This window comes from Nonomuraea spiralis (genome assembly GCF_014648435.1).
GTDB classification, from domain to species: Bacteria; Actinomycetota; Actinomycetes; order Streptosporangiales; family Streptosporangiaceae; genus Nonomuraea; species Nonomuraea spiralis.
On the sequence record NZ_BMRC01000027.1, the window covers coordinates 102669 to 126045 of the forward strand.

The 23377-nt window shown below is 70.3% G+C and carries 23 protein-coding genes; 5 read left to right on the plus strand and 18 right to left on the minus strand.

Going from position 1 to position 23377, the window contains the following annotated elements:
* Positions 1–62: 62 nt before the first annotated feature.
* The 3 genes from IEZ27_RS42370 to IEZ27_RS42380 all read right to left on the minus strand — a co-directional run bounded on the left by IEZ27_RS42370 (position 63) and on the right by IEZ27_RS42380 (position 1567).
* Entirely contained in the window at positions 63–488 is a 426-nt protein-coding gene (locus IEZ27_RS42370) for a Rieske (2Fe-2S) protein (RefSeq protein WP_308427345.1), read from the minus strand.
* Between the two features lie 88 nt (positions 489–576).
* Entirely contained in the window at positions 577–1032 is a 456-nt protein-coding gene (locus IEZ27_RS42375; RefSeq protein WP_189652423.1) for a Rieske (2Fe-2S) protein, read from the minus strand.
* 118 nt (positions 1033–1150) lie between these two features.
* Positions 1151–1567 carry a Rieske (2Fe-2S) protein gene (locus tag IEZ27_RS42380; RefSeq protein ID WP_229824825.1) on the minus strand — a complete coding sequence of 139 codons (417 nt, stop codon included), beginning with the start codon at positions 1565–1567 and terminating at the stop codon, positions 1151–1153.
* A 219-nt stretch (positions 1568–1786) separates the two neighbouring features.
* Here IEZ27_RS42380 and IEZ27_RS42385 point away from each other — a divergent pair, with 219 nt between their 5' ends.
* Positions 1787–2503 (plus strand): DUF2306 domain-containing protein, encoded by a 717-nt coding sequence (locus tag IEZ27_RS42385; protein ID WP_189652424.1) that lies wholly within the window; start codon positions 1787–1789, stop codon positions 2501–2503.
* Between the two features lies 1 nt (position 2504).
* Here IEZ27_RS42385 and uvrA read toward each other — a convergent pair whose 3' ends face one another.
* The gene (gene uvrA / locus IEZ27_RS42390) at positions 2505–5345 is read right to left on the minus strand and encodes an excinuclease ABC subunit UvrA (protein ID WP_125642126.1); all 2841 of its coding nucleotides are present in this window, start codon (positions 5343–5345) and stop codon (positions 2505–2507) included.
* Positions 5346–5562: 217 nt separating this feature from the next.
* On the opposite strand from uvrA, the gene IEZ27_RS42395 reads away from it, so the two are divergent.
* Positions 5563–6354, plus strand: a complete 792-nt coding sequence (locus IEZ27_RS42395) for a maleylpyruvate isomerase family mycothiol-dependent enzyme (RefSeq protein WP_189652425.1) — start codon at positions 5563–5565, stop codon at positions 6352–6354.
* Entirely contained in the window at positions 6351–7007 is a 657-nt protein-coding gene (locus tag IEZ27_RS42400; protein ID WP_189652426.1) for an MBL fold metallo-hydrolase, read from the plus strand. The genes IEZ27_RS42395 and IEZ27_RS42400 overlap by 4 nt, the downstream gene beginning before the upstream one ends.
* A 112-nt stretch (positions 7008–7119) precedes the next feature.
* Here the strand turns inward: IEZ27_RS42400 and pssA are convergent, their stop codons facing one another.
* The 12 genes from pssA to IEZ27_RS42460 form a co-directional block, all read right to left on the minus strand.
* Positions 7120–7947 carry a CDP-diacylglycerol--serine O-phosphatidyltransferase gene (gene pssA / locus IEZ27_RS42405; protein ID WP_189652427.1) on the minus strand — a complete coding sequence of 276 codons (828 nt, stop codon included), beginning with the start codon at positions 7945–7947 and terminating at the stop codon, positions 7120–7122.
* Entirely contained in the window at positions 7934–8575 is a 642-nt protein-coding gene (locus IEZ27_RS42410) for a phosphatidylserine decarboxylase (protein WP_185845030.1), read from the minus strand. Before IEZ27_RS42410 ends, pssA begins: the two co-directional genes overlap by 14 nt.
* Positions 8576–8683: 108 nt before the next feature.
* The gene (locus tag IEZ27_RS42415; RefSeq protein WP_125642111.1) at positions 8684–9667 is read right to left on the minus strand and encodes a TerC family protein; all 984 of its coding nucleotides are present in this window, start codon (positions 9665–9667) and stop codon (positions 8684–8686) included.
* Between the two features lie 175 nt (positions 9668–9842).
* On the minus strand, positions 9843–10943 hold the full coding sequence (locus IEZ27_RS42420) for a glycosyltransferase (protein ID WP_189652428.1): 1101 nt from the start codon (positions 10941–10943) through the stop codon (positions 9843–9845).
* A gap of 271 nt (positions 10944–11214) precedes the next feature.
* Complete coding sequence (gene murJ, locus IEZ27_RS42425; RefSeq protein ID WP_189652429.1) at positions 11215–12807, minus strand: murein biosynthesis integral membrane protein MurJ; 1593 nt, start codon at positions 12805–12807, stop codon at positions 11215–11217.
* A gap of 72 nt (positions 12808–12879) precedes the next feature.
* Positions 12880–13731 carry a hypothetical protein gene (locus IEZ27_RS42430; protein WP_189652430.1) on the minus strand — a complete coding sequence of 284 codons (852 nt, stop codon included), beginning with the start codon at positions 13729–13731 and terminating at the stop codon, positions 12880–12882.
* A 1-nt stretch (position 13732) separates the two neighbouring features.
* On the minus strand, positions 13733–14707 hold the full coding sequence (locus IEZ27_RS42435; RefSeq protein WP_189652431.1) for a copper transporter: 975 nt from the start codon (positions 14705–14707) through the stop codon (positions 13733–13735).
* A complete protein-coding gene (gene steA / locus IEZ27_RS42440) occupies positions 14704–15900 on the minus strand; it encodes a putative cytokinetic ring protein SteA (protein ID WP_189652432.1) in 1197 nt (398 codons plus the stop codon). Before steA ends, IEZ27_RS42435 begins: the two co-directional genes overlap by 4 nt.
* 73 nt (positions 15901–15973) lie before the next feature.
* On the minus strand, positions 15974–17683 hold the full coding sequence (gene recN / locus IEZ27_RS42445) for a DNA repair protein RecN (protein ID WP_189652433.1): 1710 nt from the start codon (positions 17681–17683) through the stop codon (positions 15974–15976).
* Positions 17684–17773: 90 nt separating this feature from the next.
* Positions 17774–18676: an NAD kinase gene (locus tag IEZ27_RS42450; protein WP_189652434.1), complete on the minus strand. Its 903-nt coding sequence runs from the start codon at positions 18674–18676 to the stop codon at positions 17774–17776.
* A complete protein-coding gene (locus tag IEZ27_RS42455) occupies positions 18673–19485 on the minus strand; it encodes a TlyA family RNA methyltransferase (RefSeq protein ID WP_125642088.1) in 813 nt (270 codons plus the stop codon). The genes IEZ27_RS42450 and IEZ27_RS42455 overlap by 4 nt, the downstream gene beginning before the upstream one ends.
* On the minus strand, positions 19482–19655 hold the full coding sequence (locus IEZ27_RS42460) for a hypothetical protein (RefSeq protein ID WP_185845028.1): 174 nt from the start codon (positions 19653–19655) through the stop codon (positions 19482–19484). Before IEZ27_RS42460 ends, IEZ27_RS42455 begins: the two co-directional genes overlap by 4 nt.
* 127 nt (positions 19656–19782) lie before the next feature.
* On the opposite strand from IEZ27_RS42460, the gene IEZ27_RS42465 reads away from it, so the two are divergent.
* On the plus strand, positions 19783–20130 hold the full coding sequence (locus tag IEZ27_RS42465; RefSeq protein ID WP_189652435.1) for an SCP2 sterol-binding domain-containing protein: 348 nt from the start codon (positions 19783–19785) through the stop codon (positions 20128–20130).
* A 680-nt stretch (positions 20131–20810) separates the two neighbouring features.
* Here IEZ27_RS42465 and IEZ27_RS42470 read toward each other — a convergent pair.
* Entirely contained in the window at positions 20811–21782 is a 972-nt protein-coding gene (locus IEZ27_RS42470) for an HAD-IIA family hydrolase (protein ID WP_189652436.1), read from the minus strand.
* 123 nt (positions 21783–21905) lie between these two features.
* Here IEZ27_RS42470 and IEZ27_RS42475 point away from each other — a divergent pair, with 123 nt between their 5' ends.
* The gene (locus IEZ27_RS42475) at positions 21906–22343 is read left to right on the plus strand and encodes a TipAS antibiotic-recognition domain-containing protein (RefSeq protein WP_189652437.1); all 438 of its coding nucleotides are present in this window, start codon (positions 21906–21908) and stop codon (positions 22341–22343) included.
* Positions 22344–22851: 508 nt separating this feature from the next.
* On the opposite strand, the gene IEZ27_RS42480 is transcribed toward IEZ27_RS42475, so the two are convergent.
* Entirely contained in the window at positions 22852–23277 is a 426-nt protein-coding gene (locus tag IEZ27_RS42480; protein WP_125642073.1) for a tetratricopeptide repeat protein, read from the minus strand.
* Positions 23278–23377 lie beyond the last annotated feature (100 nt).

The window sequence follows — 23377 nt, forward strand, 5'->3', positions numbered from 1 at the left end:
CACCGACAAGCCGGCCCGCCGAGCCTTCCGGCGGCACGACGGGACCACACCGGCCGAGCGGGTCACGCGAGCGTGATCTGGTCGCCCTCCACCTTGATCTGCTGGGCGGCCAGCGGCTTGTCCGCCGGTCCGTCGGCGACCGAGCCGTCGGCGATGTTGAACTTGCTGCCGTGGCACGGGCACACGATCGCGCCGTCGGCCACACTGCCCACCGGGCAGCCCTTGTGCGTGCAGATCGCGCTGAAGGCCTTGAACTCGCCCGCCGTCGGCTGGGTCACCACGACCTTCTGGTCCTTGAAGACCGTGCCGCCGCCGACGGGGATGTCGGCGGTCTTGGCGAGCGCGCCACCGGCCTGCGGGGCGCTGGACTGCGGGCTGCCGGACTGCGGGGCGCTCGACTGGCCGCCCGCGTCGGGGGCCGTGGCGGCCGGTGTCTCGGCGCTCCCGCCGCAGGCGCTGATGGCCAGGGCCAGCCCGCCCGCGCCCACGCCCGCTATCACTGCCCTACGGCTTCGAAGGTCATCTCCCATGCGTCCCACCCAACCGCAGGCAGGTGAGAAATTCATGAGATGGGGATTAGGCGAGTCTGATCTTGCCATCGGCCACGGTGATCTTCTTCTCGGCGAGCGGCTCGCCGGCGGGCCCGTCGGCCACCGAACCGTCCTCGATCTTGAACTTGCTGCCGTGGCAGGGGCAGTTGATGGTCCCGTTCGAGACGGCGGCGACCGTGCAGCCCGCGTGGGTGCAGACCGCCGTGAACGCCTTGAACTCCCCCTCCGCCGGCTGCGTCACCACGACCTTCTGGTCCTTGAAGACCTTGCCGCCGCCGACCTGGATGTCGCCGGTGTCGGCCAGCGCCTTGGGCTTCTTCTTCGCCGCCTTCTTCGTGGGCTCCGACGACGGCTCCTCGGCGGCCGGCGCCTCGTTCGCGGCCGTCGTCGGCGAACCGTAGCTCGCGCACGCCGTCAGAACCGCCGCGAGCCCGGCGCCTCCGGCGCCGAGCATGACCGTCCGGCGCGTCGTTTCCGTCATGGTGCGTCCTCCCAGGTCTCGGTCTCATCTCCAGGTACGGCCGGCGCCCCGGCACCGGTTCAGCCTGAACGAGTCGAATCCCGCGAACCACGCACAATTACCCAGAAGCGATCCGTCCTCAGACCACGACGATGCCGTCGCCCTCGACCTTGACCTGGTAGACGGTCAGCGGCGCGGTCGCCGGCCCCTTGGTGGCCTTGCCGCTGTCGGCGGCGAACTCGCTGCCGTGGCACGCGCACGTGATGACGTTGTCCTTCGGCGTGCCGACCATGCATCCCTTGTGCGTGCAGACCGCGCTGTACGCCTTGTAGACGCCCTGCGTGGGCTGCGTCACCACGATCTTCCACTCGTTCACGAGCTTGCCGCCGCCGACGGGCACGTCCGCGGTCTTGGCGATGACCTTGCCCTTGATCGTCGACACCTGCTGCGCCTTGGCGTCGCCCGCGCCGCACCCGGCCAGCGCCAGCCCGCACGCGGCGACCCCCGCCACGCCGAGCATCTCGCGGCGGCCGAGCCCGCTGTCGTTTTCGGGCATGGCTTCGCCCTGATTCGTTATCGTCATGAATTAGCCGACCCTTCGCGTCTCCGCCGACCCCCAGCAGGTCAGGCCATTACCCGTGCTTCAACTTTATTGGCCCCACCCCTCGGTCCGCCCATCGGGTGACCGCCGCGAGGGCGGGCCGGTCAAGGAGCGGACGGCGATCGGTCAGCACGTGGTATGCCCGCGGTCAGCACGGCGTCCGAGCCTGGGCGCATGACTCTCACCGAGACCCCCGCGCCCGACACGTCCAAGCCGCGCTGGTGGCGCCGCCCGTGGGTGGCTCCGCTCGTGGTGGTGGCGATCGCGTTCGTCGCCTTCTCCCTGCCGCCCTACCTGTCGCTGGACCCGAGCAGGTCCAGGGTGCCGGCCCCCGGCTCCTTCCCACCGCACTTCGCGGTGCTCTCCTTACATGTGATCTTCGGCTCGATCGCGATGATCTCCTGCTGTTTACAGGTCTGGCCGTGGTTCCGCGCCCGCCACCCCCGCGCCCACCGTCTCATCGGCCGCGTGTACGTCTTCGGCGGCTGCCTGCCCGGCGGCCTGCTCGGCCTGGTGGTCAGCCTGGCCACGCCCTTCGGCCCGGTGACCAGGGCCAGCGGCGTGGTGCTGGCCCTGGTGTGGCTGGGCTGCACGGTGGCGGGCTGGCGGATGGCCAGGCAGCGCAGGTTCGTCGATCACCGCAGGTGGATGATCCGCAGCTTCGCCCTGACGATGTCCATCATCACCAACCGTCTGTGGGGCGCGGTGTTCGTGATCGCCCTGTCCCCGCAGCTCGACACGACCTTCCACGGCGACCAGGAACTGCTGGCCGGGACCGTGGGCGCACTGAGCGCCTGGCTGGGCTGGGTGCTGCCGCTGCTGCTGGCCGAGTGGTGGCTGGAGCGCGGCGACGCCGCCAGGCGTCGCCGCCGCGCCCTAGCCGCCGTGTGACTCAGAGCGAGAGGATCTTCCGCAGGAAACGCCCGGTGTGGCTCTCGTTGACCAGAGCCACCTCCTCGGGGATGCCCGCGGCGACCAGCGTGCCGCCGCGGGACCCGCCTTCGGGGCCCATGTCGATGATCCAGTCGGCGGTCTTGATGACGTCGAGGTTGTGCTCGATGACGATCACCGTGTTGCCGCCGTCGACCAGCCGCCCGAGCACCCCGAGCAGCCGGCGGATGTCCTCGAAGTGCAGGCCGGTGGTGGGCTCGTCGAGCACGTAGATCGTCCGGCCGGTCTGGCGGCGCTGCAGCTCGGAGGCGAGCTTGACGCGCTGGGCCTCGCCGCCGGACAGCGTGGTGGCCGGCTGCCCGAGCCGTACGTAGCCCAGGCCGACGTCGTTGAGCGTCTGCAGGTGGCGCTTGATCGCCGGGATCGCCTCGAAGAAGCCCAGCGCCTCCTCGATCGGCATGTCGAGGACCTCGGAGATCGTCTTGCCCTTGTAGTGGACCTCCAGCGTCTCCCGGTTGTAGCGGGCGCCGTGGCAGACCTCGCAGGGGACGTAGACGTCGGGCAGGAAGTTCATCTCGATCTTGATGGTGCCGTCGCCCGCGCACGCCTCGCAGCGCCCGCCCTTGACGTTGAAGCTGAAGCGCCCCGGCTGGTAGCCGCGCACCTTCGCCTCGGCCGTCTGCGCGAACAGCTTGCGCACATGGTCGAACACCCCGGTGTACGTGGCCGGGTTGGAACGCGGCGTACGCCCGATCGGCGACTGGTCGACGTGGACGACCTTGTCCACCTGGTCCATGCCGTTGATGCGGGAGTGGCGCCCCGGCACCGTGCGGGCCCCGTTGAGCTCCTTGGCCAGCGCGTTGTAGAGGATGTCGTTGACCAGCGTCGACTTGCCGGACCCGGACACCCCGGTCACCGCGGTGAACATGCCCAGCGGGAACTCGATGTCGACGCCCTTGAGGTTGTGCTCGCGCGCGCCCTTGACGGTGATCTGCCGCTTCTTGTCGCGCTTGCGGCGCTTGGGCGGGATCGGAATGCTACGGCGGCCCGACAGGTACTGGCCCGTCATGGACTCCTCACTGGCGAGGAGCTCCTGGACGGTGCCGGACACGACGACCTGGCCACCGTGCTCGCCGGCGCCCGGCCCGATGTCGACCACCCAGTCTGCGGCGGCGATGGTGTCCTCGTCGTGCTCGACGACGATCAGCGTGTTGCCCATGTCGCGCAGCCTGATCAGCGTGTCGAGCAGGCGCATGTTGTCACGCTGATGCAGCCCGATGGACGGCTCGTCCAGCACGTAGAGGACGCCGACCAGGCCCGAGCCGATCTGCGTGGCCAGCCGGATGCGCTGCGCCTCGCCGCCGGCGAGGGTGGCCGCGGCGCGGTCCATGGTGAGGTAGTCGAGGCCGACGTCGAGCAGGAAGCCCATGCGGGCGTTGATCTCCTTGACCACCCGCTCGGCGATCTGCATGTCGCGGTCGGACAGCTTGAGCTCGGCCAGGAACTTCGCGCACTCGCCGATGGACATGGCCGCGACCTCGGCGATCGACCGGTCGTCGACCGTGACGGCGAGGGTGACCGGCTTGAGCCTGGCGCCCTTGCAGGCCGGGCACGGGATCTCGCGCATGTAGCCCTCGAAGCGCTCGCGCGTGGCGTCGCTCTCGGCCTCGGCGTGCCGGCGCTGCACCCAGGGGATGACGCCGTCGAAGGTCGTGTAATAGGAGCGCTGGCGGCCGTAGCGGTTGCTGTAGCGGACGTGCACCTGCTCCTCGTGGCCGAACAGCAGCGACTTCTGGGCCTTCTTGGGCAGCCGCTCCCACGGCGTGTCGAGGGTGAACCCGACCGTCAGGCCGAGCGCCTCGATCAGCCTGACGAAGTACTCGCTGGTGTGGCCGCCCGACCACGGGTGCAGCGCGCCGTCGCCGAGCGTGCGCTCGGGGTCGGGCACCACCAGGTCGGGGTCGACCTCCATCTTGGTGCCGAGGCCGGTGCACTCGGGGCAGGCGCCGAATGGCGAGTTGAAGGAGAACGAGCGCGGCTCCAGCTCCTCGAACGACAGGTCGTCGTAGGGGCAGTAGAGGTGCTCGGAGTAGAAGCGCTCACGGCCCGGGTCGTCTTCCGGCAGGTCGACGAACTCCAGCGTGATCGTGCCGCCGGACAGCTGCAACGCGGTCTCGACGGAGTCGGTGAGCCGGCGCCGCGAGGACTCCTTGACCGACAGGCGGTCGACGATGACCTCGATGTCGTGCTTCTCGTACTTCTTCAGCGTCGGCGGTTCCTCCAGCCGCACGACCGTGCCGTCGACCCTGGCCCGCGCGAAGCCCTTGGTCTGCAGCTCGCGGAACAGCTCGGCGTACTCGCCCTTGCGGCCGCGGACGACGGGGGCGAGCACCTGGAAACGGGTGCCCTCCTCCAGGTCCATCACGCGGTCGACGATCTGCTGCGGCATCTGCCGCGCGATCGGACGGCCGCAGGCGGGACAGTGGGGCTTGCCGATGCGCGCCCACAGCAGCCGCAGGTAGTCGTAGACCTCGGTGATGGTGCCGACGGTCGAGCGGGGGTTCTTGCTGGTGGCCTTCTGGTCGATGGACACCGCGGGCGACAGGCCCTCGATGAAGTCGACGTCGGGCTTGTCCATCTGGCCGAGGAACTGGCGGGCGTAGGCCGACAAGGACTCGACGTAGCGCCGCTGCCCCTCAGCGAAGATCGTGTCGAAGGCCAGGCTCGACTTGCCAGAGCCGGACAGGCCGGTGAAGACGATCAGAGAGTCTCGCGGCAGGTCGAGCGAGACGTCCTTGAGGTTGTGTTCTCGTGCACCACGCACGATCAGGCGGTCTGCCACGGCGATCCCGGAGGTCGAAAGGCGGATAGGTCCACGGGGGATGGTAGACGGGGGCACCGACATTTTCGGCGACCCGCTTCCCGGCCCCCGAAAACCGTCCCTCACAGGTTACGGCCATCTCCCGCGTCGGCAGGAGCCCTTTGAAAGTCAACCAGTTGACCTGCTGCTTTATGCCCTGCCCACACGACGGACACCCTAGATAGGGAAATATCAAGACATGACCGTTCTGCCCGCTGTACAGGCCGAACTCGCCGCCGCGACCGACCGACTGCTGGCCACGGCCGCGTCCCTGTCCGACGCCGACGTCGCCGCGCCGTCCCTGCTGCCCGGCTGGACCAGGGGCCATGTGCTGGCCCACGTGGCGGGCAACGCCGCTTCCCATCTCAACCTGCTGACCTGGGCCAGGACGGGGATCGAGACCCCGCAGTACCCCTCACCGGAGGCGCGGAGCGCCGAGATCGAGGCCGCCGCGGCCCGGCCGGCCGCGCGGCACCTGGCCGACCTGGAGGACAGCGCGGCCCGCCTGGCCGCCGCGATCCGCGACCTGCCGTACGAGGCGTGGTCCGCGACGGTCCAGGGCATGCGGCCGCCCCCGCATCCCGCCTGGTACGTCCTGATACGCCGCCTACGCGAAGTCGGCATGCATCACGTGGACCTGGCCACCGGGTACGGCCCCCGCGACTGGCCGGAGACGTTCGTCCGCCGCGAACTGCACGACCTGCGCCTTTCGTGGCCGTACGGCCACGGCACGGTGAGCGAGGTCGTCCTGACGGCCGAGCCGGGGCAAAGGTGGCGCAACCTCGGTCAGGGCCCCGCCGTCCGGGGCGCGCCCGCCGACATGCTGGCCTGGTTGACGGGAAGGTCGGATGGCCGGGGCGTTACCCTGGTGCCCGCGGGGCAGTCGTCGACGCCTGGTGACGGTGGCGCGCTCCTCCCCGAGCCGCCGCCGTGGCTGACGATGCCGGCCCCCGCTGACCTACCCGCGATGCCCCCGAAGGACTATCCATGACCTACACCGGCGACGTCCGGGTCGGCGGCCCCGCCGATGTGCGCGAGCTGCCCGCCCTGACCATCTCCAAGCTGGCGGTCGGCCCTCACGACAACAACGCCTACCTGCTGCGTTCCACCGAGACCGGCGACGAGCTGCTGATCGACGCCGCCGCCGACGCCGACCGGCTGCTGGCGCTCGTGGGCGACCAGCCGCTCGGCGCGATCGTCACCACCCACCAGCACGGCGACCACTGGCAGGCCCTCGAACAGGTCACCAGGGTCACGGGCGCCGAGGTGATCGCCCACCCGCTCGACGCGCCCGCCCTGCCCGTCCCGGCCGGCCGCACGGTCGGCCACGGCGACACGATCTCGCTCGGCCCGGTCAGCCTGGAGGTCATCCACCTGCGCGGCCACACCCCAGGTTCGATCGCCCTGCTCTACGACGGCGGCCCCGACGGCCACCACCTGTTCACCGGCGACTCCCTGTTCCCCGGCGGCGTGGGCAACACCCGCAAGGACCCCGAACGTTTCGAGCGCCTCTACACCGACGTGGTCGAGCGGATCTTCGACCGCCTGCCCGACGACACCTGGGTCTACCCCGGCCACGGCAAGGACACCACGCTCGGCGCCGAGCGTCCCTCACTGCCGGAATGGAAGGCCAGGGGCTGGTAGCTCATCGGCCCGCGGCCAGGGCGATCCCGCCCTGGCCGGTCCGCGCCGCGGCGTGTCCGCACGCGGCCTGGCGACATGAGTCCATCAACACCGAAGATGGACGAAAAATCGCCTAGTTGCCGATCCGCTCGGCTTCCTTGCGCAGCTCCCGCTTGTAGAACAACATGCGCAGCGGGATCGCCGCGACGAGCGCGATCTGCATGCTCGCGCCGATCTTGATCGGCAGGTCGCCACCTTCCGGCCAGGCGACCCAGAACGTGAGGAACGCCACGTTCACCATGATCCACCCGAGGACGACCGCCGCGAGCTGACCCTTCGGCTTGGGGTACTCGATGCGGCTGACCATCAGCCAGGCCACGCCGAGCACCGCGAACAACGCCCAGATGCTCGGCTGGAACAGCAGCACGATCGAGATCACGGTCATGGCGCCCATGGGGATGGGCAGGCCCATGAAGTCGCCGCTCTTGGTCTTGACGCAGGCGAAGCGGGCCAGGCGTACGACACCGGCGACCAGCACGGCCGCGGCGGCGGTGACCACCGCGATGAACGGCACCGAAGGCGGCGCGCCGACACCCCAGATCACGACCATGAACGCGGGCGCGAACCCGAAGCTGATCACGTCGGCCAGGTTGTCCAGCTCGGCGCCCATCGCCGAGGCGCGGAAGCGCCGCGCGACGAGACCGTCGAACAGGTCGCAGGTCGCGCCGATGAGCAGCAGGACGATGGCGGTGGCGAAGTAGCTCGGCGTGGGCGTGAACTTGCCGTCCGCGACCGTGAGCTGCTGGATCGCCGAATAGGCGAGCACGCAGACCGCGAGGAACCCGCAGACCGCGTTGCCCAGCGAGAGCGAGTCGGCGGCGGACAGGCGGAACGCCTTGCCCACGGGACCGCGCGGGTCGTCCTCGCCCGCCTGCCAGCTGCCGGCGTCAGCCGTGGTCAATTCTGGTCACCCCCGCAACCGTCTTCTCGCCCACGGTGACCGCGGGCGAGATGCCTTCGGGAAGGTAGATGTCGACCCGCGAGCCGAACCGGATCAGACCGATGCGCTCAGTCTGCGTCACCTTGGCCCCGGCGCTCAGGTACGGCACGATCCGGCGCGCCACCGCGCCCGCGATCTGCACCATCTCGATGTCACCCAGCGCGGTCTCGAAATGCCACACCACGCGTTCGTTCTGGTCGCTGTCCTTGTTGAACGCCGGCAGGAACCCACCTGCCACATGCTGCACGGAGGTGACATTTCCCGCAAGAGGGGCACGATTGACGTGCACGTTCAGGGGGCTCATGAAGATCGCGACCCGGGTGCGGCCGTCCGGCCAGGGGTCGATGCTCTGCACCACACCGTCGGCCGGCGACAGGATGCGCCCCCGGCCCGGAGTGCGGTCGGGGTCGCGGAAGAACCAGAGCATGCCACCGGTGAGCGCGCCCAGCGGCGCCGCCGCCAGGGCCCAGCGCCGGTCTCGGCGCGTCAGCAGCGCGGTGGCGGCCGCCGCGGCCGCCGTCGGGAGGAGCCACGGGGAGACCCCGCGTGCGAGCCTGACGCGGCTCGGCTTAGCAGAATCGTCTGACACGTACAACCTTTGGTGGTGACTGGACTAGGCGCTTTGCCATGCCGTTACGGAACTCGCAACTATTACACGGCGCAACTACACAAGCAAAGCCCCTCGATAGCCGTTTCGCTAGACCTGCTCCGGGTGCGTTTGCTCGCCCTCGCCGCTCATCATGCGGGCTTTGATCAGGCTCGCCACCGTGGTGATCGCCATGGTGGAGCCGATGACCGTGAGCGACACCCAGATGGGAATTTCGGGTGCCCAGGAGACGCCGCTGGCATGCAACGCCTCCATTATCAGCTTAACCCCGATGAACCCGAGGATGAACGCCAAACCATAGCTGATGTAGACGAGCCGCTGCAGCAACCCACCCAGCAGGAAGTAAAGCTGACGCAGCCCCATCAGGGCAAATGCGTTGGCCGTGAAGACGACGTAGGGGTCTTGGGTGAGCCCGAAGATGGCCGGAATCGAGTCGAGGGCGAACAGCAGATCGGTGGTTCCGATGGCGACCATCACGATCAGCATGGGCGTCACCATGCGGCGGCCGTCGATCTTGACGGTGACCTTGGAGCCGGCGTACCCCTCGGTGGTCGGGAACGCCCTGCGTACCCACCTGAGCAGGACGTTCTCGTTGAACTCCTCTTCCTCGCCCTTGAGGTGCTGCCGGATCAGGTTGACGGCGGTGTAGACGAGGAAGGCGCCGAAGACGTAGAAGAGCCAGCTGAACCGTTCGAGCGCGGCGGCCCCGAGGGCGATGAAGATGCCGCGCATGACCAGCGCGAGCACGATGCCGACGAGCAGCACCTTGTGCTGGTAGGCCCGCGGCACCGCGAACCGGCTCATGATGATGAAGAAGATGAACAGGTTGTCGACGCTCAAGCTGTATTCAGTGATGTACCCGGCGAAGAACTCCCCCGCCTTGTCGGCCCCGAACGTGGCCCACAACCCCACGCCGAACAACGCGGCCAGGGCGACATAGAAGGTGACCCAATATCCGGCCTGCCGCATGGAGAACTCACGGGCTTCACCGCGGTCGACGATCCACAGGTCAAAGGCGAGGACGACCAGCAGACCGCCGATGACGGCGATCCAGGCCCACAAGGGTACGGTCACGGCTCACAACCTCCGGCATGCATGACTCATTGCCGGAGGTCTCTCCCGCCCGCCGAGAACGCGGACCGGCAGCCCCGGGGGCCCCGTGGAGCGGGGCTGCACCGTGATGACGGGGCTGTCGCGAAGGGATACTCCCCTCCCTAACCCACGCAGTATACGCCGACATCTTGACCTATCATCCAATCGATCTTGCGGCCTCGTACACCCCGAGCACGCTCTCCACGGCATCGTCACCGTCCGGCAACTCGCGCCCTCGCCGGGCCGCCGCCTCCGCCATCGTCCGCGCGATCCCGGGCTCGGCGAGCACCTTCCGCAGCGCGCCCCGCATCCCCTCGGCGTCTCCGTACGGGACCAGCGTCCCGGCGTCGCCGACCAGCCACGGGATCCCGCCGACCGCGGAGGCGATCACCGGCTTGCCCGCCATCAGCGCCTCGCTGAGGCTGAGCGGCAGCCCCTCCCACCGGCTGCAGTTGACCACGACGGCGGCGGCCGCGAGCAGGTCGGGGACGTCGTCACGATCCCCTAGGAGCAGCACCGGAAGCTCCCGCTCCCGGATCCGCTCCTGGAGCTCCGTCCGCAGCGGCCCCTCCCCCGCGACGGCGAACAGGGGCGCCGGCGCCTCCCAGGGCCCCGCCGCCACCTCCAGCAGGGTGTCGAACCCCTTCTGCTGGGCCAGCCTGCCGACGGTGAGCACCAGAGGCCGATCTCCCGCCCCCAGTTCCTCCCGGACCTCGTCGGGGGTACGGCGGGCGGGCCGCAACGCGGGCGCGGGCACGACCGCGTCCGCCACCTGTCGAGCTCCCAGGGCGGTCATCCGGTCCCCCAGGTCCGGCGAGACCACCAGCACCCGATCGGCCCGCCGCGCGACCACCCGCTCCAGCACCCCGTAGACGAACCCGACAAATCCACCAGCGGTCAACGCATTGTGCAACGTCACCACCAATCTCCCAGAGCCCGCCCGCCGGCGTCCTGCCCCTCTGAGCGCCAGCCCCGCCAGGGCCCCGGCTCGCAATCCATGGGCGTGCACGACGTCGGCATCCCGCGTGAGCTTCCGGATCGCGAACACCGCCCGCACGTCGTTGAACGGATGCGGCCGATCGGAGACCGGCACCTCGGCGAACGCGGCCCCGGCCTCCCGATAGGAGAACGCCTTCTCCACGCTCCCCGGCCCCACCACGGCCACCTGGTGCCCGCGGCGTACCAGGCCCTCGACCAGCATGCGTACGTGCCGTCCCGTACCACCCGACGTGGTCCCCACCACAAAAGCCACCCGCACGCCCCGCTCCTTCGCCCTCACGAGAACCCCGATCCACACCCGCAGCCCGAACCAGAACCGTAGCCCGATCCCCTCACCGCCACCCCCGAAGCCCGTCGGCCCGACCCGCCGCTCCCCGAGCTCCCGAGACGAGAAGAGACCGAGGAAGCCGGTCATCTTTCGGGCCGTCGAAAGCCGCCACACCCGTCATCACAGAAGAACGAGACCTCCGGGAAAACCACCCGCCCACAGCAGGGCCCTGCGCGGATCAGCCCCCGGGGGCCTGCGCGGATCAGCCACCCCTACGGAGCAGCCCCACCACACCCCTGGCGTCGGCCCGGTCCACCACCGCCACGACAGCCACCCCGACGACCACGGCCACCGCCGCCGCCAGCACCGCCGCCCCCACGTTCGGCCAGATGCCCGAAGCGCCGAGCCAGGACACCACCCTCGCCCCGGCCAGGTACCCCAGCACGCCGCCGCCGACCGCGGCCCCCGAGGCCCTGAGGAGCCCCGCCGCGGCCCCGCTCCCCCGCGCCCGCACCACGGACGCGAGCAGCAGCAACCCACCGGCGGTCATGCCCACGCTCATCCCCAGCGCCATCCCGCCGATCTTCCACTCCAGGGGCAGCACCAGCACGAGGACGGTCTGCGCGACGATGACGACCAGCCACCCAGCCACGGTCCCGGTCGCCGCCGCCCGCCCGAGCCCGGCCGCGTAAAGCACCCGGCTCAGGTGGGCGATGAGCCCGTAGCCGACGATGCCCGGCGCGAACAGCGCGACCGCCAGGGCGAGCTGAGCCGGAGGCACCTGGGTCTTGCCTCCCAGGAACACCACCGCCCCGGGCCCGGACGCCGCCGCCAGCACCCCGGCGGCCAGCCCGCTCACCAGCACCACGGCCCGCGTGGTGCGCGCCGCCAGCGCCGAGAACGCGACCTCGTCACCGGCCTGCGCCGACAGCCGGGGGAACGCGCTGGTGGCGATCGGCACCGCCAGCACCGCGTACGGCACCAGGTAGATCGCCCACGCGTAGTTGTAGACGGTGATGGCCCCGTTGCCGATCGCCTTGTTGGACAGCAGCACCACGACGATCATGGCGGCCTGCTGGGCCAGCAGCGCCGCGACCCCGGCCAGGGCGAGCCTGCGCACCTGCCCGGCCACACCGTCGGGGAAACGTAAGGTGGGCCGCCACCGCAGCCCCAGCCGCGACACGGGCCCGACCACGGTCAGCACGAGCGCGAGCACCCCCAGGCTGGTGCCCACCGACAGGACCAGCTCGGCGGGCCCGGGCACCGTGGCCGGATCGACCCTGCCCAGACTGAGCGGCACGAACAGCAGGTACGCCACGATGACCACGATGCTCGACACCAGCGGCGCGACCGCGGGCCCGGCGAAGCGCTTGTGCGACTGCAACACGCCGTAGAGCACCACGGCCACGCCGTACAGGGGGATCTGGGGGGCGAAGACGACCAGCATCCGCGTGGCGAGGGCGACGACGCTGTCCGTATCGCACCCCTTGACGGCTTCGCCGAAGAACAGCCCGATGATCGGCCCGGCGAACAGCGCGGTGAGCGCCCCCAGCGGCACCAGCACCACGACGACCCACGTCAGCAGCGCCGAACTGATGTGCCCGGTGCGCTCGCGTGAGGCGGCGGACCCGGCGAGCACCGGCACCACCATGCCCGCCAGCGCGCCCCCGACGACCACCTCGAAGACGATGTTGGGGATCTGGTTGGCCGTCATGTAGGCGGTGGACAGGCAGTTGGTGCCGACCGTCTGGGCGAAGGCGTACTGCTTGGCGAAGCCGGCGATGCGCGCCAGCACGGTGAGCGCCCCGATGAGCACGGCGCCACCCGCCACGCCCCGCGCCGTCACACCCCGCACGCGGCCTCCCCCGCCCAGCATCCGGTCACGCCGACATCCTGGCAGGTGCCACCGACAATCGTGCGCGGAGGGTCACACGTGGTCGACGGGACGCCGCCCGAGCATGTCGATGCGGTTGAGCACCGGGTTCGCGGCGATGACCTTGGTGAAGCTGACCTTCTCCGAGGCGGCGGTCAGCGCCGCGACCGTGCCCAGGAGGACGAGCCTGCCCGGCCTGCCGAGCTTGGTGACCGCGGCCAGCCCGAGCAGGGCGCCGAGGGAGTTGGCGCCCGCGTCGCCGAGCATCGCGCGCTCGCCGAGGTCGTCGGGCAGCAGCGCCGCGGCGGCCCCCAGCGGGACGGCGGCCAGGGCGGCGGCCGAGGGCGACGACCGCAGCAGCGAGACGGCCAGCAGCGGCCCGCCGGCCAGCAGCCCGACCTTGATCGCCCGGCCGGGACGCAGGTCGAACAGGTTGGCCAGGTTGGCCGCGCCCGCGATGGCCGCGCCGTTGACCAGCGTGTCGACGGGCCCGTCGGAGACGAGGGCGGCCGCGCCGAGCCCGGTGGCGCCGATGCCGAGGATCTTGACGGCGCCGCTGGTGACCTCGCCGCGGGCCAGGGCCGTCAGGTGGCCTTTGAAGCCCTTGGAGGAGGTGGTGCCGTAGAGGTCGTCGTAGGCGCCGAGGGCGCCCGTGCCGACGCCGGCCAGCGCCGCGGCCAGCCGGGTACGCGGCGTCAGGCCGGGCGTGAGCGCGGCCGCCGCCCCGGCGCCCGCCACGAACGCGGGCCCCTCCAGCAGGGTGATGGGCTCACCGCGGTGGTTCTTGCGCGTCCAGCGCCCGCCGAGGTCGGCCGGCCGGTTGCGGGTGAAGGCGGAGTAGGCGGCGCGGGCGGCGACGGCGCCGATCGCGGCGCCGGCCAGCGCGTAGAGCAGGCCACGGGCCATGTCAGCTCCCAGACTGGGTCGGTGAGGGTGTGGCGGTCTGCAACGCGGGCTGGGTGGTCGAGGCCCCCCTGCCGACGCCGTACTGGCCGACGCGCCCGTTCAGTTGCTCTCGGAGAGAGTAGACGACCACGACCCGGCCCGCGGGCATATCCACGGTATCGACGCTGGACACGCGCTTGGAGACCTCGCCGTCGTCGCGCAGGGCGGTGATGGTTCCGCCGGTGGCGCCGGCGTTGGCTGCGCTGCCGGCCAGCACCGCGCCCTTGCCGCCCGCGTCGAGCCGGTCGGCGACCGAGACGAGCGCGGCCAGCTGGGTCTCGGCCTGCTCGCCCTCGAACGCCCTCTCCGGCGCGAACATCACCGCCAGCGTGGCCCGCTTGGCGGGGTCGCCGTCGGTGCCGATCAGCCCGCCGGTCTCGAACCCGCTGATCACGGCCGCGGTCGCGGCGTTGGGGGTGCCCGCCTGCGCCTGGTCGGGCGTGAGCAGGGTGGACGCGAGCAGCGTGGCGGCCTTGCCCCAGACGGTCGCCGTGGGCGGGAAGACCATGTCGACCGGTTTGAGCTGGTTGACCAGGCCGTCGAGCACGCCGCTGCGGTCGGGGTCGAAGAACTTCTCGGTCAGCGTGACGCGCCCGCTCACCTCGGCGCCCGCCTCCTCCAGCACCTGCTGCTCAGCCTCGCGGAACGTGGTGCTCGACCCCGGCGTCTCGACCAGCAGCACGCGCTGGCCGGTCAGCTCGCCCGCCACCAGCTTCGGCGTCACGCTCGTGACGAAGGCGTCGTTGCCGGCCTCGCGGCCCTGCAGCTGGTCGATCTGCACGCGCAGCTCGTCCTTCGTCTTGGTGAGCTGCGCGGTCAGCTCCTGCGCGGACTTGACCGCGGGATCCTGCAGCAGCGTGGTCCCCAGGACGATCCCGACGGCGAGCGCCAGGAAGATCGCGACGATGGAGACGAGGTGGTAGCGAAAATCGATCACGAGAAGAGTCCGACCAGCCAGAAGATGAATGCGTTCCAGACGTCTTGCAGGCCGTTCAGCCAGGTCTGGCCGAGCGGCGACAGGAAGAGCGCGACCCCCATGGTGATCAGCGCGGTGATCACGAGCAGCAGGAGCTGGGAGGTGGTGATGCGGCTGCGGTAGAGCCTGCTCACGCCCTTGGCGTCGATGAGCTTGCTGCCGATGATCAGCCGGGTCAGGAAGGTGCTGGCCATGCCGGAACGGCCCTTGTCGAGGAACTCCTCAAGGGTGCCGTGGGTGCCGACCGCGACGATCAGCTCGGCGCCCTTGTCGTCGGCCAGGAGCATCGCGATGTCCTCGCTGGTGCCCGTGGCCGGGAAGATGACCGCCTCGCGGCCGAGCTGGTGCACCCGTTCCAGGCCGGGCGCGCGCCCGTCGCGGTAGGCGTGCACGACGAGCTCGGCGCCGCAGGTCAGCGCTTTGGTCGAGACGGAGTCGAAGTCGCCGACGATGACGTCGGGGAGGTAGCCGGCCTCCAGGAGCGCGTCGGCGCCGCCGTCGACGCCGACGAGGACCGGCCGGTATTCCCTGATGTACGGGCGAAGAGTGGCGATGTCTTCCTTGTAGTGATATCCGCGCACCACGATGAGGACGTGTCTGCCCTCCATCGGGGTGCGGATCTCAGGCACGCCGACTCCGTCGATGAGAAGCTTGCCCTCACCGCGGACGTACTCCATCGTGTTGACGGCGAAAGCCTCGATCTGGACGGCCAGCCCGGCGCGGGCCTCGGCCATGGCGGCCTCGACGGCTTCGGTCGTCTGCTCGTCGCCCTTGCCCACGACGTCGTCGTCGAGGTAGATCACGCCCTCGTGGACACGGATGACGTCGCCGTCCTTGACCCGCTCGAACAGCTCGGGATTGGCGTTGTCGACGAACGGCACGCTCGCGTCCAGCAAAATCTGGGGCCCCAGGTTGGGGTAACGGCCGCTGATGCCCGAGGCGACGTTCACCACGGCCGCCGCGCCGCACGCGACGAGCGCCTCCGCGCTGACCCGGTCAACGTCAACATGGTCGATAATCGCGATTTCCCCGGGCTGGAGGCGTTTCGTGAGCCTCTTGGTACGCCGGTCGATTCTCGCCACTGCCGTTACACCGGGAAGGTCCCCGACCTTCCTGCCACGGAGGCCCGGCAACTTGCTCCCCGGAACCTTCATCAAGACCATCCTGCCAGAGGGAAACAGCGCGGAGGCCAAGCACTACACGGCGTGTCCACTATGTCACACCGAATCACCTGTCGGCCGCTGCCAGCCCCAGCAGCTCCTCCGCGTGGGCCCGGCCCAGCTCGGAGTCCTCCAGACCGGCCAGCATGCGGGACAGTTCGCGTACGCGTCCCTCGTGGTTGAGCGTGACGACGCCGCTGCGTACGACGCTGCCGTCGCTCGCCTTCTCGACGACCAGATGCTGGTCGGCGAAGGCGGCGACCTGGGGAAGGTGGGTGACGACTATCACCTGCGCGGTGCGCGCCAGCCTGGCCAGCCGCCGCCCGATCTCGACCGCGGCCTTGCCACCGACCCCCGCGTCGACCTCGTCGAACACGAACGTCGGCACCGGATCGGCACCGGCGAACACGACCTCGATGGCGAGCATGACCCGGCTCAGCTCACCGCCGGAGGCGCCCTTGTTGAGCGGCAGCGGCGGGGCGGCCGGGTGGGCGGCCATCCGCAGCTCCACCTCGTCGACGCCCTCCGGGCCGAACTCGTCGCTTTGGGTGAGCTGGACCACGACCCTGGCGTGGGGCATGGCCAGCGCGGTCAGCTCCTCGGTCACGGCCTGGCCGAACCGCTCGGCGGCGGTCTCGCGCACCTTGGTGAGCTCGGCGGCCAGGGTGGTGAGCTTGGCGGTGAGCTCCTCGTACTCGCGGGTGAGTTCCTCGATGCGCTCGTCGTCGCCTTCGAGCTCGGTCAGGCGGGTGGCCGCCTGCTGGGCCCAGGCCAGCACCCCGGCGCTGTCCTCGGCGTACTTCCTGATCAGGCTGGACAACACGGACCGGCGCTCCTGCACCGCCGCGAGACGGCCCGGATCGGACTCGATGGACTCGGCGTAAGCCGCCAGGTCGGTGGCCACGTCGGAGATGAGGTAGCCGGCCTCGGCGAGCCGGTCGGCCACGCCGGCGAGCTGGGCGTCGTAGTCGCGCACGGCCTCGACGGCCGCGCGGGCCTCGCCGAGCAGCGAGACCACGTCGCGGGCGCCGCCCGCGGCTTCCATCGGGTCGCCGAGCAGCGCGGTGTGGGACGTGGTCGCGGCGCTGCGCAGCGCGTCGGCATGGGAGAGGCGCTCCTCCTCCTCCCGCAGGCCGACGTCCTCGCCCGGCTTGGGGTCGACCTTCTCGATCTCCTCCAGGCCGAACCGCAGCAGGTCGGCCTCCTGAGCGCGTTCTCTGGCCTTGGTGGTCAGCTCGTCGAGCAGCGCCCCCACCTGCTTGTGCCGTTTGTACGCCTGTGAGTACGCCCGCAACGGCTTGACCAGCTCGTTGCCCGCATAGCGGTCGAGCGCGCCGCGCTGCCTGGCGGCCTGCAGCAGCCGCTGCTGGTCCATCTGCCCGTGCACCGCCACCAGGTCGTCGGCCAGGTAGGTCAGCGTGCCGACGGGCACCGTACGGCCCCCGAGCCAGGCCCTGGAGCGGCCCTCGGCCGAGACGGCGCGGGAGATGATCAGCTCGCCGTCCTCGACCTCACCGCCGATGTCCTCGACCTGCTGGGCGACCCGGCCGCCGGACTCGATGACGAGCGTGCCCTCGACGGTCGCCCGGTCGGCTCCCGGACGGATGCGCGAGGGGTCGGCCCGCCCGCCGAACAGCAGCCCGAGCCCCGTGACGACCATCGTCTTACCCGCGCCGGTCTCGCCGGTGACCACGTTGAAGCCCGGCGAAAGCTCGAGAACGGCCTCGTCGATGACGCCGAGCCCCTGGATGCGGACCTCCTCGACCCTTGGTCGCACTGCCCACTCCCGTCACTGCCGTGCCTGATGGCCGGGGTGTCTCCGGTCACTGTTGCCCACGTGATCCTACGCGGTCTGCCCCCCATTCATTCAGGGTCGCACTCTCCCGCGCCATCCCTGAACCGGTAGTTCGAACTTGGCGACCAGCCGGTCGGTGAACGGCGCGCCGGTGGCCTCCACGCCGTGCAGGCGGGCCAGGCGTACCGGCTCGGCGCCCCGGCGAACCTCCACGCGCGAACCCGAGGGCAGCTCGAAACGGCGGCGTCCGTCGCACCACAGGACGCCGCCCGGAGTGTCCGGCAGGATCTCCACGGCCATCGTGGACCGGGGCGAGACCACCAGCGGCCGGGCGAACAGCGCGTGGGCACTGATCGGCACCAGGAGCAGCGCCTCCACCTCCGGCCAGACCACCGGCCCGCCGGCCGAGAACGCGTATGCGGTCGAACCCGTAGGAGTGGCGCATATCACGCCGTCGCAGCCCCACCGGGACAGCGGCCGCCCGTCGATCTCGGCGACCACCTCCAGCATGCGTTCCTGCTTTTCCACGGTGACCTCGTTGAGCGCCCACGTGTCGGCGATCACCCGGCCGTTCTGCCTGGCCAGGACGTCGATCGTCATGCGCTCCTCGACGTCGTAGCGCCCGGCGACCACGCTGTCGACCGCCGAGGCCAGGTCGGCCACCTCGGCCTCTGCCAGGAACCCGACATGCCCGAGATTGACCCCGAGCAGCGGCGTTCCGGCGGGTTTGGCCAGCTCGGCCGAGCGCAGCAGCGAACCGTCGCCGCCGAGCACGATCATGACCTCGGCGTCCTTGGCCGAGCCCGGGTCGTCGCTGGGCACGACCTCCACCCCGCCGCAGCCGATGTCACCGGCCTCGGTGTCCAGGACACGTACGTTGATGCCCGCGTCGACCAGCCGGTTGATGACCAGGCGGGCGCTCTCGACGGCGGCACCCCGCCCGGTGTGGACGGCTACCAGCACGGTCCGGTTCATTGCGGCCCTTCCGCGACGGCACGCTGGATCTCGGCGTCGAGCTCGGCGACGGGCGGCTCACCCTCTCCTTTGCCCAACCAGAGCAGATATTCGACATTTCCGGAAGGGCCGGGCAGCGGGCTCGCGGTCACGCCCCGCACGCTCAGCCCCAGCTCCCGCGCCTTGGCCGCGGCGTCACGCACCGAGCGGGCCCGCAGCTCGGGATCGCGCACCACCCCACCCGCGCCCACAAGCTCCTTGCCCACCTCGAACTGCGGCTTGACCAGCATCACGAAATCGGCCCGCGGCGCGGCGACCTGCGCCAGCGCGGGCAGCACGAGCCGCAGCGAGATGAACGACAGGTCGCCCACGACCAGCGTGGGCGGCTCGCCGACCATCTCGGGGGTCAGGTCGCGGACGTTGACGCGTTCCATCACCGTCACCCGCTCGTCGGTGCGCAGCGACCAGGCGAGCTGACCGTAGCCGACGTCGACGGCGAGCACCTGCGCCGCGCCGCGGCGCAGCAGCACGTCGGTGAAACCCCCCGTGGAGGCACCCGCGTCGAGGCACCTGCGCCCCTCCACCGACAGGCTCTTGAACGCCTCCAGCGCCCCGAGCAGTTTGTGCGCTCCCCGCGAAACGTAGTCGGGCCCGTCGGCCGACTCTGCGACGACGATGGCCGAGGCGGTGTCGACCTGCGTCGCGGGCTTGCGCGCCTGCTGCCCGCCCACGCTGACCCGCCCGTCCTCGATGAGCTGGGCGGCCTGCTCACGCGACCTGGCCAGGCCCCGCCGCACCAGCTCGCTGTCGAGACGAATCCTCCGGCTCACCGCTCGCCCAGCGCCTCGTCGCCCGCACCCGCGAGCGTGGACTCCAGCCCGGCGAAAGCCTCGTCGAAGACCGCCACGTGCTCGTGCACCGGCAGCTCGCCCACACGACCGAGATCGGCCACGATGGCGTCGACCCGCTCGTCACCGGTCTCCTCCGGCAGCTCAGTCATGACTCGACCGTAACGCCTCGGGCGAGCGCCCGGGACCTTGGCAGGCGTGTCACACGTTGAAGCTCATACGGGGGTGCTAGTGATGTGGAACGCTACCGACCGCAAAGGGAAAGAAAGGATGCCCAACATGGCAAGCGTCGAGGAGTGCCGGGCGGCACTCGCCAGGCTCGTCGCCCAGTTCGACGAGATCGGCTCGGAGGATCGTGCCAAACACGTGGTCGAGCGCACGGTCAGCGCCCGGGTGTCCGACCTCGACGTGATCTTCTACGGGCGGCTGCACCACGGGGGGCTCGACCCGTTCACCGAGGATCCGCCCGCGGACGGCAGGCCGGCCGACGTCAAGATCACTATTGTCAGCGACGACCTGATCGCGCTGGTCGACGGCGAGCTGGACCTGGCCCGTGCCCTGCTCGGGGGCCGGGTGAAGATCGACGCGAGCTTCGGCGACCTGCTGCGCCTGCGCAAGCTGATCTGAGGGCCGGACGTCCCGAGCCATTTAATGCCTTCATTAACCATTAGGCGACGAGCGAACACTTGAGCCGGCCACCAACACCGACCGGCTCGCCAAGGCCACCGCCCCTCACGATTCCTCCCGCGTCTGCCCGCCCCCAGAGGGCAGATGATCAGGACGCCGTCCACGCCACGCCGCATGTATGCGCAGGCCCGACGTACGCCGGTACGTGAAGGCCACGATCTGCTGAACGGCAGAAGAGAGCCCGAAGGCGAGACGAGCCGTCTCTCGCATGCTGCCGGCAGCCGACGCTGAAGCCGCACGCCGCCACAGTCGTCGGCCTACTGGCGAAATGGCCGACGAACTACTCCGGAAGTGCTCGGGCGGTGCGAAGAGACCCCTCAACCTGCCCTGCATCGTCTCTCATCACAGCGGCTCCCCGGCAACCTTCACCCGGCACCGCTCATCCACCCCCGAACATCGATGCCCGGAGAACCCTGCCCACAGAGCACCGCCCTGTGGCTTCGCCCGATACCGCAGACAACCCCGAAGCGTTCACTCGACGCCGCAGAGGCCCGGAAGCCTCTACCCGACGCCGCTGACACCCGGAAGCCTTACCCGATGCCGCAGAGGCCCGGAAGCGTTCACCCGATGCCGCCGACGCTCGGAAGCCTTCGCTCGACGCCGCAGACACCCGGCAGCGTTCACCCGATGCGCTCCAGAACCTCCTTGACCGCATCCTCCTCGACCTGCCCCTCTCCCGCGGCCGTCCAGGCGGCGTCGCAGGCCGCGCGCAGCCCGTCGATCCGGGCGCCTTCCCCTTCGAGCCGCAGCACGCCGTCCCGCCACGTGGCCCGCCACCCTCCGCAGGCCCCCTCTCGCACTTCGGGATAGGGCTGGAGCAGCGCGCCGAGGTCCTCGGCGAGGTACGTGGGCCGATGCCGGGATGCGGCGGTCAGCACGTCGAGCGGCGTGGCCACCCCGGTGAGCACCAGCAGGCTCTCCACCCCCGCGTTGGACGCCCCCTCGATGTCAGTGTCCAGCCGATCCCCCACGACCAGCGGCCTCCGAGCACCCGTACGGATCATCGACTCCCGGTGCAACGGCGGGTCCGGCTTGCCCGCGTAAACCGGCTCAACCCCGGTGGCAGCGGCGATGACCCGGACCATCGCCCCGTTTCCCGGCAGTTCGCCCCGCCCGGTCGGCATGGTGCTGTCACCGTTGGACGCCACGAACAACGCCCCCTGCCGTACGGCCAGCGCCCCCTCCGACAGCAGCCCGTACGACAAGCCGGGGGCGATCCCCTGAACCACCGCGACAGGCGACTCGGTCGCGGTGGACACCGGCCTGAGCCCCCGGTCCCGTACGGCCATCCGCAGCCCCGACCCGCCCACGACCAGCACGGCGGCGCCCGGAGCCACCCGCTCGGCGACCAGCCGCGCGGCCGCCTGCGCCGAGGTCACGACATCGGCCGCCGTAGCCGGAACGCCGAGATCCCGCAGGTGGGCGGCGATGGCGGCCGGCGTTCGCGAGGCGTTGTTGGTCACGTACGCGAGCCGTATCCCCTTGCCCTGCGCCTCCTCCAGCGCCTGCCTGGCCCCGGGCACCGCATGACGTCCGAGGTAGACCACGCCGTCAAGGTCGAGCAGCAGGGTGTCATAGCCGTCAATCAGCACAGCGCCTCTTCCCGTTGACTCTCACGCCGCGTGAGACTTTAGCGTCGCGTTCGTACCCCGCCACAGATCGCCCTCGCACCCGAAGGCGGGAAACCTCTTCCTCTGCCGACCGAAAGGACGACCATGTCCGGCAAGCTCAACCTCACAGCCGAGGAACACGCAGAAGTCTTCGGCGACTTCGCCCATGACGCAAACGCGGCGGAGGCCGAGGAACGCTGGGGCGGCACGCAGGCCTGGGCCGAATCCGCGCGCCGCACGTCGTCGTACACGAAGGACGATTGGCAGCGGTACAAGGCGGAAACGTCCGCCCTCTCGGCCCGCCTCTCCGACGCCATGGACGCCGGTATCCCCGCCGACAGCGACCATGCGATGGACCTGGCCGAAGAACACCGCGCCCACATCTCCCGCTGGTTCTACGACTGCACGTACGAGATCCACCGCGGCCTGGCCGACCTGTACGTCTCCGACCCCCGCTTCACCGCCGCCTTCGACCGCACCTCCTCCGGCCTCGCCGCCTACCTACGAACCGCCATCCTCACCAACACCGACCGCCACACCTGACCCTTCTCACCGCAGCCTCTCCCGCAGCACCGCCCCCACGGCCACCTCTCCAGAAGGCACCGAGCTCGAATCCGGCCCCCTCATACAAGACAGGAGAGTAAGAAGGATCCCGACAGCAGCATCCGGCCCTCAGCTCACGTGACAACGACCGCAGACGACCTTCTTCGCGTTCGAGCCATCGGTCATGATCCAGCCGTCACCACCAGCCACCCCTTGCCTCGCATGCGCAATGCCCCCTGAAAAGGACGCGCTCTGGCCCCTGAATGACCGCCCCACCACAACGAACACTTCCGCCACGGCCGGGAACTAGTCCCCCAAGCCCCGAGCGATCGCGACGGTATCCTCCTGAGCATCACGACAACCGACAGCCGCCAACAACGACGGACAGCCCTGTCTCGATCCAAGGCAGTTGTGTCACGGACATCACCTGATCACTCGGCGGCCCTCGCAGACCTTCCCGCGTCACGATCGCCCGGACCGCCAAGCGCCCGCCCCCGGCCTACAACACCTACATCTCCCGACGAGCCCTCAGCGTCGCACGAACACTCTTCAAAGCCGACACATAATGCCGCTCATCCGGCCGCATGGCCACCGCGATGGCAAGCGGCTCCTGAGCCCCTTCCAGATCACCGGTACGCCACAACGACAACCCGAGCCCGAAGTAGGCATAATCCTCAGCCGGGTTCGCATCCACGATCTGCCGAAAGCTGGCCGCGGCCTCCGCGTACTGGCGGGAGTTGAACTGCGCCCGTGCCAGAGCCTCAAGGATGCTGCGCGACTGGGGTTCAGCCGCAGCCGCCCGCTCCAGCAACGCCGCCGCAGCCGCCGGGCTCCCCTCCTTCAGCAGCTTCACACCACGCTGGTACCAGTCGTAAACGCCGCCCCCGGGAGCGCCGCCCAAGGACTCATCGTGACCATTTCCGCCCTGAACCATGCGTGAGGACTCCTTCATCGCTGGACGACGAACCACGCTGCCACGTCGCCGCGGAGGGGCGCGGCAGGGAACGATTGGGGCAACTTCCGGAAGGCGCAAG